Genomic DNA, 14,280 nt, shown 5'->3' with positions numbered 1-14,280 from the left:
AAGCAGAAAGTTCAATCTCACTAAAAAATCTGAAGACTATGCAACGTTATAAGTCTTTCACGGTCATTGGAGAAACCTTGAAACAATACTATGCTCACCAACCATGTCAAAACCTCAATTCGTTCGCTAATTAAAAGTAAGGCTTATGTTTTACAGAATGTAATTGGCCTTTCCAGCAGTCTGATTGTCTTTATGTTGATAGCCCTTTATGTTGGCTATGAGCTGGGCTACGATAGCTACCATAAGAATAGTGATAGAATTTACCGGGTCTATAAAGAAGATGTAGGAAATGTATACCAGGGGAGTAATCAATATGCGGTGGTTCCGGCTCCATTGGCTCCAACCCTGGAAGCTGATTATCCTGAAGTACTAAGTGCAACCCGGGTGAGAAGAGCACCCAATACCCTGATGAAAGTAGGGGATAAGATATATATCGAAGAGAATACTTACTCTGTGGATCCTCAGATTTTTGAAATATTCAGCCTTGAGGTAATTGCCGGAGATCCCAAGGCGCCTTTATTGAACAGGCAATCTACCGTATTGGCCAGAAGTGTTGCCGAAAAATACTTTGGCTCAGTTCAGGAAGCTTTAGGTAAAACTATCCGCTATCAGGATGAATTGCCGGTGCAGGTATCTGCGGTGATTGAAGACATGCCTGAAAATTCTCATTTCACTCTTCCTGTAATGGTGCACTTTGAGGGCTTAATGGCCCACAATCATGAACGTCTTGATAATTGGGACAATAGTTCTTATCAGACCTTTATGCTTTTGCAGGAGGGAACAGATGCCACTGCTTTGGAAGCCCGATTGCCTGAGATAAGGGCTAAATATGCTGATGATCCGATAGACGAAGATGGACAACAATCTATCTATCACCTGCAGCCTCTTAAGGATTTACATTTTACCTCCGGTGTTAATTTTGATATTGCCCCATCTGTAGATAAGAAAACCCTGCTGACCTACTTTGGAATTGCCGTCATGGTACTGGTGATTGCAGGAGTGAATTATGTAAATCTGGCTACTGCCAGGGTGATGAACAAAACTAGAGAAATTGGAATCAGAAAAGTAATTGGCGCTCAGAAACAGAGCCTCATGGTACAGTTTTTAATTGAATCAGGATTACTGGTCTTTGTGTCCTTGCTCCTGGCTGTGGCCTGTATGTTTTTCGCTATTCCGGCTTTTTCTTCTTTTGTTGGAAAAGATATCAGCTATGCCCTTCAAGTGTCAGATGCCTTGATCCAGCTACTCATTCTGGGAGTGGCTGTTACATTGGTATCTGGTATTTATCCGGCCGTTCTTTTGGCTCGTTTTAAGCCGTTGCAGGCTTTGAAAGGAAAAGGTAGTAACTGGCAAAAGAATGTCCTGTTTAGGAATGTGCTGGTCATATTTCAGTTTACAGTTTCATGTGCTCTGATCCTCAGCGCAACAGTCATCTGGAAGCAGCTCAACTACATTCAAACCATGGATGTAGGTTACGAAAAAGATCAGATTGTCGTACTGAGTGTTCGTGATGAAGGCATAAGAGATCAACTGCCAGTATTTAAAGCTGAGTTGAGAAAAATACCAGGAGTAAGTGCTGTAGCTTCATCTAACTCGCTGCCCAACAATATCAGCTCAAATACTACGGCTAAATGGCCGGGCAGAAAGCCGGATGAAGACATTAGAATTTATACTAACACTGCTGATTATGATTATGTGAGTCTCTATGGTCTGGAAGTGGTTGAAGGGCGAAATTTTGATCCTGAGATTGACTCTGATAAAAAGGCGATTCTACTCAATGAAACAGCTGTGAAGGCTTTGGGTTGGGAAAACCCAATCGGAAGAGAGATGTTCAACTGGTATGGCGATACGGGTAAAGTAATTGGTGTTTTGAAAGATTATTATCAGCACTCACTCTACCTGGACATGGAGCCCAGCCAGATATTTTTTAGTGAGGATCATAGGAGCGTATCTGTTAAGCTGGAAGGAGCTTCTTCCGACCAGGTGATCCGTCAAATTGAAGAGGTTTTTGCCAGTTTCAACCCGAGCTATCCATTTGAATACACCTTCTTTGATGAAATCTTTAGTAGTGCCTATGAAAGTGAAATGAAGACAGCAGAACTGGTGAACTGGTTCTCCATATTTTTCATTGTCATAGCTTGTCTCGGACTATACGGTTTGGCAGCCCATAAAGTGCAGCATAAGATTAAGGAAGTAGGGGTTAGAAAGGTCCTTGGTGCTTCTATCTCCAGGATATTAATTCTTCTTTCTAAAGATTTTGCCTTGCTTTTGGTAATCGCTTTTGCCCTGGCCGCACCGCTGGCTTTTTACTTTATGAACAAATGGCTGAATGACTTTGCTTACCATGTATCCATCAACCTCTTCAATTTTGTGTTGGCTTTGGTTTTAATGTTGCTGGTAGCAGGTTTAACTGTGGGGTATAGAACTTACAGAGCCGCAGTGAGAAACCCAGTAGAGTCACTGAGGGAAGAGTAAGAGAAGAGCCTGATGAGTTGAAAATGAAAAGGAGGAAATGGCTTCCTCCCTTTCATTATGTTATTTACCATAGTATCCGTCAACCAGGCTTTTGGCATAATCCCAGAGAGTTTCGGAACCATCCTTAATTCTCTTTTTCTTTTCAATGACGGTGTCATAAGGGACATTGTGTTGAGACCATGTGCCACCATTGTTTGTCGCATTCTGCATCATGGGAGCCAGTCGGTCAATTGCCTTGGCAAACTTAGCTTCGGCAGTTTCGGCAGATTCAAATTCTTCCCAGATAGCAATAAGCTCTTTGGCCTGATCATCAGGAAGCATTCCGAAGATACGTTGAGCGGCTTTTAATTCTTCTTCCGTATTGGTGTGGTTTTTTGTGGTGTCAAAGAGGAAGGTGTCGCCAGCATCTATTTCTACCACATCGTGAATGAGCAACATCTTAAGCACTTTCAGCATATCCAGCTTCTCATTGCTTTGAGGGGCCAAAACCAGAGCCATCATGCAAAGATGCCAGCTATGTTCGGCATCGTTTTCATTACGCTCACTATTGAAAAGGCAGGTCATGCGCTGAATGTACTTCAGCTTATCTATTTCGTGTACAAAGTCTATTTGCTTTTGAAGGTCCTCAGTAATCATGAGGCAAGCTTACCCAATGACATTGAAATTGCCTAAGAAAAAATAATAAGACTACTTCTCTTCCACGATATATTCACTTAATCGATAGTCGGCAGTGACCAGGGTTATTTCTCCCAATACATCAAACTCAGCTCTGATTTCACCATAAACTTCTACTTCGATCAGGTCTATTAATTTGCCGTCAATTTCTCCTTCATCGCGACTGATTTCATTTACAGCAGTGATCCGATTGTGGAATAACTCGCTGCTCATATTGTCGAGAGGATAAAACTCCCTGCCACAGGAATTGTAGACCTGCAACCCAATGTGGATAGTTGGGTGAGTCATATGCATAAGACTGTCTCTGTCTAAGAGAGGGGTAGAGATACCAATAGAGTTCACCAGGTCATTGAGCTTTTCTGGTCGTCTGAAGTCCAGAGTAAATAGTTTATCATAATTATGGATGGAGATTATGTTCAGGCAGGTGTCTCTATCAGTAGGACAGGTTACTGAACCTGTATTTTCCATTCTTCTCTGTAGAATGATATGTCTGGCCTCTGGTCCGATACTGATTTCCATGTGTGGACTTTGCTCTACTTCAAAGCCATAGGGGACTTCCAGGGGTTCGGTAATGATATAACAATTGGGCGGGTCGAATTCATAGTTTTCGCAAGCCCAGATCAGCAGAAGTATTGTTGCCAGAGTACCGTTTTTGAGTATGTGTTTCATGACCGAATTTTGAATAAACTACAAAGGAAATGCTTGAAAAGCAACTATTTGATTATGAGTACCTTGTTATTCAGAACCCTCGTTCAGCTCCCTGATTTTGATGTTCCTGAAAGCTACTTTTCCACCATGTTCCTGTAGAGCAATGTATCCGGTCTGAGAAGCACCAAATCCTTCCCAGTTCCCAAACGGTGACTTTTCGATCAAAGCTCTCCAGTCAGGACCTTTTACTGGAAAATCGAGTACCCTCTCTCCATTGAATATGAGAAAGCCTTCATTGTTTTTCTGATCAATGTGGAGGAGGTAGCTATTCCATTCACCATCGCCTTTACTGACTACTTTGGAAGGTGGCATTAGGTTATAAAGTGATCCGGCTCTGTTAATATCTCCTCTTTCAGTCACATATTCAGTCCAGCCATCATCCAGAATCTGTATTTCAGCTCCCGTTTGATATGGGTGCTCGTAGGCCTCGCTTTCCACTACGCCCCACATAAGTCCTGAATTGCCGTGTTCTGAAATCATCCAGTCCAGAGAAAGTTCAAAGTTAGTGTATTGTTGATCGGTCATCAGGTTGGCACTTTTGGCTTCTGTTCTTTCTGCAGGATCAAAGACCAAGACCCCATTATCTACATACCAGCCATTATAGTTTTTTCCATCACCAAAGACATGCCAGCCGTCCAGGTTTTCTCCATTGAATAGAGTGGTCCAGTCATTTTCTTGCTGGCAACTGCATACCAGTGTTATTAAAGTCAGAAGAATTAGCGCGTTTCGTTTCATGTTTTGCTGTTTAAGGCATTCACTAGATAATGATTTTTTTTCAAACCTAATTCTTGTTACTTGTGAGCGGAAAATCCGGAATTACTATATCATGAAACGCGCTTCATTTTTACTTTCTCTTTTATCTGCTTTGTTGATTTTTAACTGCTCAGGAAAGAAGGATCAGACCGATAGCTTCGATATCACTAAGTCTAAACCCGGTACTGAGACAGCAGTGAAAGCATCAGAAAGAGTTGACCTGGAGAACAAAGGGGTGGGGCCGATCACTGAGTTGGTATTGCCGGAAGAGATTGATCAGGAAATGGCCAAAACGGGTGAAGGAATCTTCAAACAAAGTTGTGCGATATGCCATAGACCAACAGATAAATTTATCGGCCCGGCACCAAAGGGAGTGTTGGATAGAAGGAGTCCTGAATGGGTCATGAATATGATTTTGAACCCAGGACGAATGTTGCGTGATGATCCTTTGGCTAAAGACCTGTTTATGGAGTTTAATGGCTCACCCATGTCTGACATGGGCCTTTCTGAAGAACAGGCGAGGGCAGTACTGGAGTATTTCAGAACAATTTGATCGACTAATCCCAGACCCCGTTCCCGGAGGTCAATATGATCGGCTGACCATCTGAAATCATGATAGTATGTTCATGCTGAGCCATAAAACCACCCTTGTTGCCAACCATGGTCCAGCCATCTTCGAGGGTTTCAGCATATGTAGAGTCTGTAGCAATGAAAGTCTCGATAGCCACAACAGAGTTTTTCCTAAACCTGGTCTGATTGAAGCGATCTCTGTAATTGGCAATCTCACCCGGTTCTTCATGAAGGCTTCGGCCAACCCCATGACCTGTTAGATTTCTGATGACCTTATACCCGCGTTTTTTGGCTTCTGTTTCTATTAAATGACCTAAATCTGAGATTTTAACCCCTCCCTTGATATTTGAAATAGCTTTGTGCAGAATCTCTTTCGAAGCATTGACCAATGGTTGATGTTGATGTATGTCCTGACCCAATACAAAGGAATTACCATTGTCTGACCAAAAGCCATTCAACTCAGCAGAGACATCAATATTCACTAAATCGCCTTCTTTTAAAATGGTTTTTTCCGAAGGTATGCCATGGCAAAATTCGTTGTTGACACTGATGCAGGTCCAGCCCGGAAAACCATAAATTTCATATGGAGCTGACTTAGCTCCAAAATCCGCTAGTATCTGACCTCCGAATTCATCCAGCGTTTTGGTGGACATGCCCGGCTGAGCATAATCCTTCATCGCTTTCAAAGTATGAGCAACGGCTTCACTGGCTTTCTGCATTCCGATCAAATCGGCTTCATTTTTTATTGACATCTGCTATACTTTTAGGTGGTGTGCAAATATAACAGATATGAGTTTGGGGTTAGGTGTGAAAAATGAGACCGTATTGAAAATACCTGCGATATGCTGAAGCAGTTTCTGGGTCTTAAACGTTCAGCCAGGATACTGAAGTAAATCAGAATGATGGGTACAGGTACCTCAATACGGTCTTTGGAAGCTCTTCTCTAGATTTGTTTGTTCACATCCCAGTAAGCGCAAACCTGGCCGTATTGGAAGTGAATAGGGTTATGTGATGGATCTTTTCTCCAGAGGTATAGATCAGGGTTCTTTTGAAAGAGGAGAATGATGTCGGAGCCACCGAACATAAACTTCCCGAATTCATCTCCTTTGCTTACCTGTTTCCTTCCAGCTTCTTGGTATACATATCCACTCCTGAAACCTGAGCCATACCAATAGGAATAGCAGCAATCATACCCATAGGCCCTTTGGTATCTACTACAAATACGCCTCTGGCTTGTTGGAACTCATATCCACCCTCTGAGCTGTCGGGGGCATCAAATTCGCCATCTGAAGTGAGGTTGACATCCAGAAAAACCTTGCCACGAACTTTTCGGCACTCCATAACTTTGCCATCGGCTGGAGAGTGGAACCGGTGATAATCGAAAGGACTCAGGAAGTAATGGACAAAGGTTCCTCCATGAAAGTGTTTGGCTAATTCCTTGTCATCCAGTAATTCCGCTACTGTGTAAACTGAATGCGTCTGTTTGAGTTTTACGCTGGTAGGTTGGCCATTAATACCCATTACTTCACCCCGTTCATTGATGGGGTACTCCATTTTATAAGTACAGTCGGCAGGGGAGGTAATGGCATTGTTGTTTCCCGGTTCCGCAATGGGTCTTAGTGGAGAATGTCCTGTTTTCTTATTGGCTCCATTGAACTCACGGTAGAAGAATTCATTGAATGTTTTCCAATGTTTGGCACCATCGATATACCAGGGCATATTGTACATCGGGTCGGCAATAAATGAAGCCAGAGTTCGCGTAGATAGCGATTCCTCCGTGTTAAGGAAGTCTCCCCAGTTAATAGCAAACTGATCGAGCCAGTCGGCAAAGGAGAACTTACCATCCTTGTAATCCTGCAAGGTGCCATCTAATGTAGGAACAGGCTGATCTACCAGAAAGTAGAACTGACAAAGCAAGTCATATACTTTTTGATTATAACCATTTTGCTCGTCTGTGCTGGTCCAGGCTTCGGGATAGTCTGGATCATCTTCTTCATTCGGAATCAGGACCAGATACTTTTCAATGTAGTCGAGATACGCTTCCGGAGAATCCGGCCAGCCCTGACCATTTCCTCCGAATACATCGTCCAGAGCATGATAAAGGTCTGGATTCAACTGCCCCCAGGCCTTTTGCTGGGCAATTAGTAATGAGGTTTCCAACGCCAGATAAAAGCGGGAATCTGTCTCGATCTGTTTTTTGAGTTCTTTGTAGGCCTTGGTCGTTTTAGGCCATTTTGGATTTGAAGGTCTCATGATATGCTGTGTTTATTTGAAATTTTAGCCCTAAATAGTTTCAGAGCATGACCAAGGTAGAGAAAATAAAAACCGGCTGCATGAGTATTTATACCCGGTTTTTAAAAGGAAGTAGACCTCTCTCCCTATGCGGATGGAAAGATTTTGGAGAACTTTTTCGGCAGTGGACTATTGAAGACTAACTTCTGTTTTGAATGAGGGTGGACCAACTGAATGGATGCTGCATGGAGGTAGATGCCTTTGCCTATTAATATTTCACCCTTTACACCGTAGTCCTGATCTCCTAAAATGGGATGCCCTATACCAGCCAAATGCTTTCTCAGTTGATGTCTTCGACCTGTAGAGGGATGCAATCGAACCAGATTAAGTTGTTGAAAGCGCACAGAGGGGACTGCCTGTTCAACCTGATAGGAGGTGAAAGCCTCTTTGTTGTCAATGCTCGTTTCAATCTGCTGTTGTTCAGGCATAAGGCCAGTACAGATGGCGTAATAGGTCTTTTTAACCTGCTTGTTTTGAAACTGCTCACTCAGATGCCTAAGGCTCTCAGCTGTTTTGGCTACCACCAGTACTCCGGTCGTTCCATAGTCTAACCGATGAACGGGCCAGGGGATACAGGTATCATTTTGCTGACTTGGCTTTAGGTTTTGTGGTAAGGCATTGGCGATGGTGACAAAGCGATTACCACTCACTAATACCCCGGCAGGTTTGTTGATGATGGCCAGGAAATCATCTTCATAAATAATAGAAAGGTTGAGTTTAAGACCGGAACTATCTGTTCTTGATTCCGGAAGCTTAATTCTAATGGTTTCCCCTCCTTTAATCCAGGTGGCTGTAGTAGCGACTTCGTTATTGACCCAAATAAGCTTCTGTTTTAAGGCTTTTTTAATAGATGTTTTGGTTGGGTATTGCAAGAAAATGCCTTTGGCGTAGTCTGCTATTCTCTGAGCTTTCTCCTGATGAGGGACTTTATGGATAATGGTATTTTCAGTATTGGTGTGACTTATTTTGCTCATCAGGTACAAAACTAAGTATTTAGCCTATACTGAAAGTGCCTGACCGTCTAATGGTGACGCCAATTGTCTTCTCTTTGAAAATCTGTTCTTGAGAAAATGAACCAGGGTTTGCCTTGATTTAAAGTGCCTTCAACCAATAGAATTAAAAAATCCACTCATTAAAGAACTCATTCAGCTTCTTGCCTGAAGCCTCTTCCATGGCCAGTTTAAAATCCTGAGTGCTTACCGATGAATCAAAATGTTTCTGGCTATAGAGCTTAATGCCTTTCCAGAAGGCTTCATTACCCAGTTCTTCTCTTAAGAGATGAAGTACATAAGCTCCTTTGAAATAGACCAGATTACGGTCGTCTGCCGTAGGGTTTAACCAGTTTTCGAAGACCAATGGTTTGTCCTTATTTCTTTTTTTGATGTCTTGATAGACCCTCATATAAGAGTTGATGTCAGACTTATATTTTGCTCTGCCAAATCGCTCCAGATTATAGGCTGCAGATAGGTAAGTAGCCATGCCCTCGTTGAGCCAAATATCGCCCCAGGTTTCACAGCTGATCCGGTTACCCCACCATTGATGAGCCAGCTCATGGGAGATCAGGTTGGTTTCGGTACTGTCTTTCAGAATCATTCTGCCATAGGATTCTCTTAGCACTGAAAATCCAGACATTTCCTGAAAATGGTTGCCAATCAGAACCTGACTGTAGCTCGGGTAATCGAACCTGATACCTGATTTATCTTCCATAAAGGAGAGGATGCTAGCGGTTTCTCTGAATATTACTTTGAGCTCATCTGCCGTATAACCTTTGGCATAATTGATTACTTGGGTTTCACCAACTGACAGTTCTAATTTATCGAAAGAGCCAATCGTGAAACCATAGGTATAAGCAGGTGAGTCAAAATCTTGCTGCCAGTGATAGATGTTTTTGCCTTCTTTCTCTTCTATATCAAGGAGCTTTCCATTGGCTATGCAATCCAGGTCTTTATCAACCACAATGTTCAGGTTGATTCGGGCTTTGTCATTTACCGGGAAGTGGTTGACCATCCAGGAAGAGGTGAAATAGACTGTATAAGCCTGATTCTTTTCCTGATTGAACAGTAGACCTCTGTCTGGTCTTCCCCTGTATTCAATCCTAATCTCACCAGTGGTTGCCTGCCTTTGCTGTAACTGGATTTGCAGTTTGCCTCTGGTGTTTTCGAATGCCTTGACATGCGCTCCTTCTACTTTGATTACTTCAAGATTCCCTGATTCCAGTTCGAAGGAATTCTCACTGAGAGGTAGGCTGTATTTGATGAGAACCGAGCCTTTGATAGATTTTGCGCTGATGTCGGGTTCAATGGTGGCTTCATAGCTTAGCACATCTAGCTGTTGTGATAATAATTCACCAGACAAGAATAGTAGCATTAGGGTGGTAAGAAGTCTGATTTTGGGCATGTTCATCATCGTTTGAGTTGTGCTCCGACTTTTGAATATATTATTTATCATCCACTAAATGCCCTGATTGCTCTGAAAGAGTTGGGTATTTCAGTTATTGGTGAGGATAACAGAAACGAGTGTTTGAAGTATCATATTATGGGTTGATACCGTAAAGACAAATCAATGCCTTGTGCAATTCTGTATAAGCACAAAAAAGGGAAATCCATTGTTGAACTTCCCTTTTAATATCTATACCTGACGGCTAAGAACTACACTCTCTCTGCCACCCAGTTTTTAGCATTAATAAAGGCCTGAATCCATGGGCTCAATACATCTGCCTTTTGTTCTGCCGGATAGTTAGCCCAGTTCCATGGGAAGATAGAACGCTCAAAGTGAGGCATAATGGCCAGGTGTCGGCCATCTTTGCTGGCCAGTCCTGCCACATGATAGTCTGAACCATTCGGAGAGGCTGGGTAGGCTTCGTAGCTATATTTGGCAATAACATGGTACTCGTTTTCTGCTTCAGGCAGTCTGAATCTACCTTCACCATGTGCAACCCAGATACCCAGTCGCGTGCCGGCCAATGAACCTAACATTACGGAGTTGTTTTCCGGAACCGTCACATTCACAAAACCTGACTCAAACTTATGCGCCATGTTATGATCCAGTTTAGGGTGAACTTGATGCTCAGGATAAAGGAGTCCTAGTTCTCCCATTAGCTGACATCCGTTACAGATACCCAGGGAGATGGTGTCTTCACGGGCATAGAAGTTATCAAGAGCGGCTTTCGCTTTTTCATTGTAAAGGAAGGCACCAGCCCAGCCTTTAGCTGAACCCAATACATCCGAATTGGAGAAACCACCAACGAAAGCGATGAAGTTAACATCACTCAGGTCTTCACGGCCTGCAATCAGGTCCGTCATGTGTACATCTTTTACATCGAATCCGGCCAGGTGCATAGCATAGGCCATTTCTCTGTCACCATTAACTCCTTTTTCACGGATAATGGCTGCTTTTATACCGCTAGGTTGCTTTCTGTCTGGATCAAGATCCAAGTCAGCATATTGACCACTGAATCCTTCAGGAAAGCTAAATTGTAGAGGCTGCTTCTTGTAGTTCTCAAATCTTGCCTGAGCTAATTCTTTACCCGACTGTTTTTGATCCAGCAGGTATGAAGTTTTATACCAGGTATCTCTTAGAGACTCAATATCCAGTAAATAGCTCTGTGTATTGGTCTGAATGGAGAGAATTGGTTCACCGATTGGTGTTCCAAGCTCATAGTTAGCAGTTCCAAGTGCGGATAGGTTACCGACTATTTCTGCCAAATGCTCATTGGCGACTTGCAGTACCAATGCTGGTTTTTCAGAGAAGAATACTGAGATATCATCAGCTCCCTGAATGCCTTTCAGGTTAGCAGAGATACCCAGGTCTACCTGAGCAAAAGTCATTTCCAGCAATGCAGTAATTAAACCTCCGGCAGAAACATCGTGCCCGGCTATTACTTTGCCCTCATTGATGAGTTGCTGTACATAATCGAATGTTGAGGCAAATGTAGCAGCACTCTTAATAGTCGGTGCGCTGGTTCCAATTTTACCGATGACCTGAGCGAATGAAGAACCTCCCAGTTTGAATTCATCACCCGACATATCTACATAAATCAGGGTAGAGTCGAAGTCAGGCTGCAATACCGGTTCTACTACTTTTTTCAGGTCATTGACTTCACCCACTGCCGATACGATCACCGTGCCCGGAGCATAGACTACATCGTCTTTGTATTTCTGGGTCATAGACATGGAGTCTTTACCCGTTGGTACATTGATACCCAGGTCACAAACAAAGTCTGACAGGCCTTTTACTCCTTCATAGAGTCTGGCATTTTCGCCTTCGTTCTTCGCAGGCCACATCCAGTTAGCCGAAAGCGAAATACCTTTAATGCCATCAGTCAGTGGAGCAAAAACTATGTTGGTTAATGATTCGGCTACCGATAGTTGCGACCCTGCCATAGGATCAATTAAAGCTGAAACAGGAGCATGACCTATGGAAGTAGCAATTCCTTTTTCACCACGGTAATCGAGTGCCATTACGCCCATGTTATTCAATGGCAGTTGTATTGGGCCGGCACATTGCTGTTTGGCTACTCGCCCTGTAACACAACGGTCGACCTTGTTCGTTAACCAGTCCTTACAGGCTACCGCTTCCAGTTGAAGAACTGCATTCAGGTATTCCTGAAGTTTTTTGATATCGTAGGTGATTTCGGCAAAGCCAGAGGTTGACTTTTTATCTTCAAGGATGGTCTTCGGTGAAGAGCCAAACATATGGGCCAAATCCCAGTCAATTGGGTTTTCACCACTTTCCTTATTCTCGAACTTGAATTTGTGATCTCCTGTAATATCTCCGACTACATAAATAGGAGCGCGTTCTCTCTCGGCTACCTTCCTGATGTAGTCAATATCTTTCTGTTTCATCACAAGGCCCATTCGCTCTTGTGACTCATTCCCTATAATTTCTTTGTCAGAAAGGGTAGGATCGCCTACCGGTAATTTCCTGACATCTATTACACCACCAGTTTCTTCAACTAATTCTGACAGACAGTTGAGGTGTCCTCCGGCTCCATGATCGTGAATAGAAACAATAGGGTTCTGATCCATTTCGGCCATAGCACGAACTGCGTTGTAAACCCTCTTCTGCATTTCAGGATTTGATCGCTGAATAGCGTTGAGCTCAATGCCTGATGAAAACTCACCGGTATCGACTGATGACACGGCACCACCACCCATTCCAATGCGGTAGTTGTCACCACCCATCACCACTACTTTATCACCGGTTTCAGGAGTGTCTTTTAAGGCATCTGCCTTTTTACCATAACCGATACCACCGGCCAGCATGATGACTTTATCAAAGCCGTGTTTCTTACCAGCTTCTTCATGCTCAAAAGTGAGCACCGAGCCGGCAATAAGCGGTTGGCCAAATTTATTACCGAAGTCAGACGCTCCATTAGAGGCTTTAATCAGTATGTCCATTGGTGTTTGATACAACCATTTACGCTCGGGCATATTAGCCTCCCAGCTTCTACCTTCTTCCAGTCGGGAATAGGAGGTCATATAAACTGCTGTTCCTGCCAATGGCATAGAACCTTTACCACCAGCCATTCTATCGCGAATTTCTCCACCTGAACCTGTGGCAGCACCATTGAATGGTTCTACAGTAGTCGGGAAGTTGTGGGTTTCAGCTTTGAGAGAGATAACCGATTCAAAGTCTTTGGTTTCGAACCAATCAGCTTTATCCTGACTTTTCTGAGCAAACTGTTCTACTATCGGGCCTTCGATAAAGGCCACATTGTCTTTATAGGCAGAAACCAGTTTGTTAGGGTTTTGCTCTGAAGTCTTTTTGATGAGCTTAAACAATGAGGAAGGCATTTCCTGACCATCGATAATAAAGACTCCATTAAATATTTTGTGTCGACAGTGTTCCGAGTTAACCTGAGAGAACCCAAATACCTCACCATCGGTGAGAGAGCGATCGAGCTGTTTACTTACATCATCCAGATAGTCAATCTCTTCCTGGCTAAGGGCCAGTCCTTCCTGCTGGTTATAACTGGCAATGTCATCTATATACTGAACCGGTTCAGGTTTGATGTCTATAGTAAAGAGGTCCTGATCCAGTGATTTATAGAGCACTTGCAGCATAGGATCATAGGCTGTATTCTCACTTTCTACCTGCTCAAATTCTTCTATTCTCTGGATACCGGAAATTCCCATATTTTGGGTGATTTCTACAGCATTGGTGCTCCAGGGAGTGATCATTTCCTTTCTCGGGCCAATAAAATAGCCTTTGAGTTCTGATTGCTCAATGCTTTGAGCATTACCAAAGAGCCAAAGAAGTTTAGGGATGTCTTGTTGAGGAAGTTCCTGAGAGAGTCCTACAGCGTAGATTTTGCCGTGACCGGCATCAAAAAACTGAATCATTAGAACGAATGCGTTTGGGTACGAATTACCTGCGCAAAATTAGAAAAAGATTTGAGTTTAAGCCTAGTGGCTTCCAGCTGATTTAGCTTCTTTTTAGACAGGGTTTGTATACAATGTCTTCTATACGTAAAAATACGTGTTTCATAAGAACGGGTATTTGAACTCTATGGTAAGAAAGCAGGATGTGCCACCTTTGAATCAACAGTCTAACAGTTCTGGTCAAGGTGACTAGGAGTTTCTCTCGATGATAAACACACGCTAATAAACACATACTCAGTTGGTGACTTGTTATTGTCATTAATATTATCGGGAGAAACAAAAGCCCTGTCCAATTAGGACAGGGCTTTACTTTAGAAGTGGGTTGAGAACTGAAGGTCGATTAATCATGACAGAAACAAATTTTAGAATATCTTAGAGGCTAATCATTCAGCGTGGAGTGATTGCTATAACCAGAACACAAAAC

The 14,280-nt window shown here is 43.0% G+C and carries 11 protein-coding genes; 2 read left to right on the top strand and 9 right to left on the bottom strand.

The annotated features are described in order from the left end of the window. The first annotated feature begins 90 nt into the window (after window positions 1-90). Complete coding sequence (locus tag ACOOEY_RS05065) at window positions 91-2,475, top strand: ABC transporter permease (protein ID WP_420387587.1); 2,385 nt, start codon at window positions 91-93, stop codon at window positions 2,473-2,475. 60 nt (window positions 2,476-2,535) lie between these two features. Here the strand turns inward: ACOOEY_RS05065 and ACOOEY_RS05060 are convergent, their stop codons facing one another. The 3 genes from ACOOEY_RS05060 to ACOOEY_RS05050 form a co-directional block, all read right to left on the bottom strand. Then, window positions 2,536-3,111 (bottom strand): HD domain-containing protein, encoded by a 576-nt coding sequence (locus ACOOEY_RS05060; RefSeq protein ID WP_420387586.1) that lies wholly within the window; start codon window positions 3,109-3,111, stop codon window positions 2,536-2,538. A 51-nt stretch (window positions 3,112-3,162) separates the two neighbouring features. Next, window positions 3,163-3,819, bottom strand: coding sequence for a hypothetical protein (locus ACOOEY_RS05055; RefSeq protein WP_420387585.1), 657 nt, complete (start codon window positions 3,817-3,819; stop codon window positions 3,163-3,165). Between the two features lie 66 nt (window positions 3,820-3,885). Further along, window positions 3,886-4,593 (bottom strand): 3-keto-disaccharide hydrolase, encoded by a 708-nt coding sequence (locus ACOOEY_RS05050; protein ID WP_420387584.1) that lies wholly within the window; start codon window positions 4,591-4,593, stop codon window positions 3,886-3,888. Window positions 4,594-4,684: 91 nt separating this feature from the next. Between ACOOEY_RS05050 and ACOOEY_RS05045 the strand changes: the two genes are divergently transcribed. Continuing rightward, entirely contained in the window at window positions 4,685-5,164 is a 480-nt protein-coding gene (locus ACOOEY_RS05045; RefSeq protein WP_420387583.1) for a c-type cytochrome, read from the top strand. A 4-nt stretch (window positions 5,165-5,168) separates the two neighbouring features. Here the strand turns inward: ACOOEY_RS05045 and map are convergent, their stop codons facing one another. From map to purL, 6 genes are all read right to left on the bottom strand, one after another. Continuing rightward, window positions 5,169-5,933, bottom strand: coding sequence for a type I methionyl aminopeptidase (gene map, locus ACOOEY_RS05040; RefSeq protein WP_420387582.1), 765 nt, complete (start codon window positions 5,931-5,933; stop codon window positions 5,169-5,171). A 191-nt stretch (window positions 5,934-6,124) separates the two neighbouring features. After that, window positions 6,125-6,403 carry a phosphatidylserine decarboxylase gene (locus ACOOEY_RS05035; protein WP_420388635.1) on the bottom strand — a complete coding sequence of 93 codons (279 nt, stop codon included), beginning with the start codon at window positions 6,401-6,403 and terminating at the stop codon, window positions 6,125-6,127. Then, window positions 6,292-7,434 (bottom strand): phosphatidylserine decarboxylase, encoded by a 1,143-nt coding sequence (locus ACOOEY_RS05030; protein WP_420387581.1) that lies wholly within the window; start codon window positions 7,432-7,434, stop codon window positions 6,292-6,294. Before ACOOEY_RS05030 ends, ACOOEY_RS05035 begins: the two co-directional genes overlap by 112 nt. A gap of 125 nt (window positions 7,435-7,559) precedes the next feature. Continuing rightward, window positions 7,560-8,447 (bottom strand): RluA family pseudouridine synthase, encoded by an 888-nt coding sequence (locus ACOOEY_RS05025; protein WP_420387580.1) that lies wholly within the window; start codon window positions 8,445-8,447, stop codon window positions 7,560-7,562. 142 nt (window positions 8,448-8,589) lie between these two features. Further along, window positions 8,590-9,870, bottom strand: a complete 1,281-nt coding sequence (locus ACOOEY_RS05020) for a M1 family aminopeptidase (RefSeq protein WP_420387579.1) — start codon at window positions 9,868-9,870, stop codon at window positions 8,590-8,592. A 251-nt stretch (window positions 9,871-10,121) separates the two neighbouring features. Then, entirely contained in the window at window positions 10,122-13,817 is a 3,696-nt protein-coding gene (gene purL / locus ACOOEY_RS05015; RefSeq protein WP_420387578.1) for a phosphoribosylformylglycinamidine synthase, read from the bottom strand. Window positions 13,818-14,280: the final 463 nt, after the last annotated feature.

It is taken from the genome of Roseivirga sp., assembly GCF_965216855.1.
In the GTDB taxonomy this organism is placed as follows: Bacteria; Bacteroidota; Bacteroidia; order Cytophagales; family Cyclobacteriaceae; genus Roseivirga.
This window is presented reverse-complemented; position numbering and strand designations above follow the sequence as displayed.

Excerpts from the sequence above, each read along its gene's own strand:
- ACOOEY_RS05065 (WP_420387587.1), top strand. The coding sequence starts at position 91 with ATGCTCACCAACCATGTCAAAACCTCAATTCGTTCGCTAATTAAAAGT.
- ACOOEY_RS05060 (WP_420387586.1), bottom strand. The coding sequence starts at position 3,111 with ATGATTACTGAGGACCTTCAAAAGCAAATAGACTTTGTACACGAAATA.
- ACOOEY_RS05055 (WP_420387585.1), bottom strand. The coding sequence starts at position 3,819 with ATGAAACACATACTCAAAAACGGTACTCTGGCAACAATACTTCTGCTG.
- ACOOEY_RS05050 (WP_420387584.1), bottom strand. The coding sequence starts at position 4,593 with ATGAAACGAAACGCGCTAATTCTTCTGACTTTAATAACACTGGTATGC.
- ACOOEY_RS05045 (WP_420387583.1), top strand. The coding sequence starts at position 4,685 with ATGAAACGCGCTTCATTTTTACTTTCTCTTTTATCTGCTTTGTTGATT.
- map (WP_420387582.1), bottom strand. The coding sequence starts at position 5,933 with ATGTCAATAAAAAATGAAGCCGATTTGATCGGAATGCAGAAAGCCAGT.
- ACOOEY_RS05030 (WP_420387581.1), bottom strand. The coding sequence starts at position 7,434 with ATGAGACCTTCAAATCCAAAATGGCCTAAAACGACCAAGGCCTACAAA.
- ACOOEY_RS05025 (WP_420387580.1), bottom strand. The coding sequence starts at position 8,447 with ATGAGCAAAATAAGTCACACCAATACTGAAAATACCATTATCCATAAA.
- ACOOEY_RS05020 (WP_420387579.1), bottom strand. The coding sequence starts at position 9,870 with ATGCCCAAAATCAGACTTCTTACCACCCTAATGCTACTATTCTTGTCT.
- purL (WP_420387578.1), bottom strand. The coding sequence starts at position 13,817 with ATGATTCAGTTTTTTGATGCCGGTCACGGCAAAATCTACGCTGTAGGA.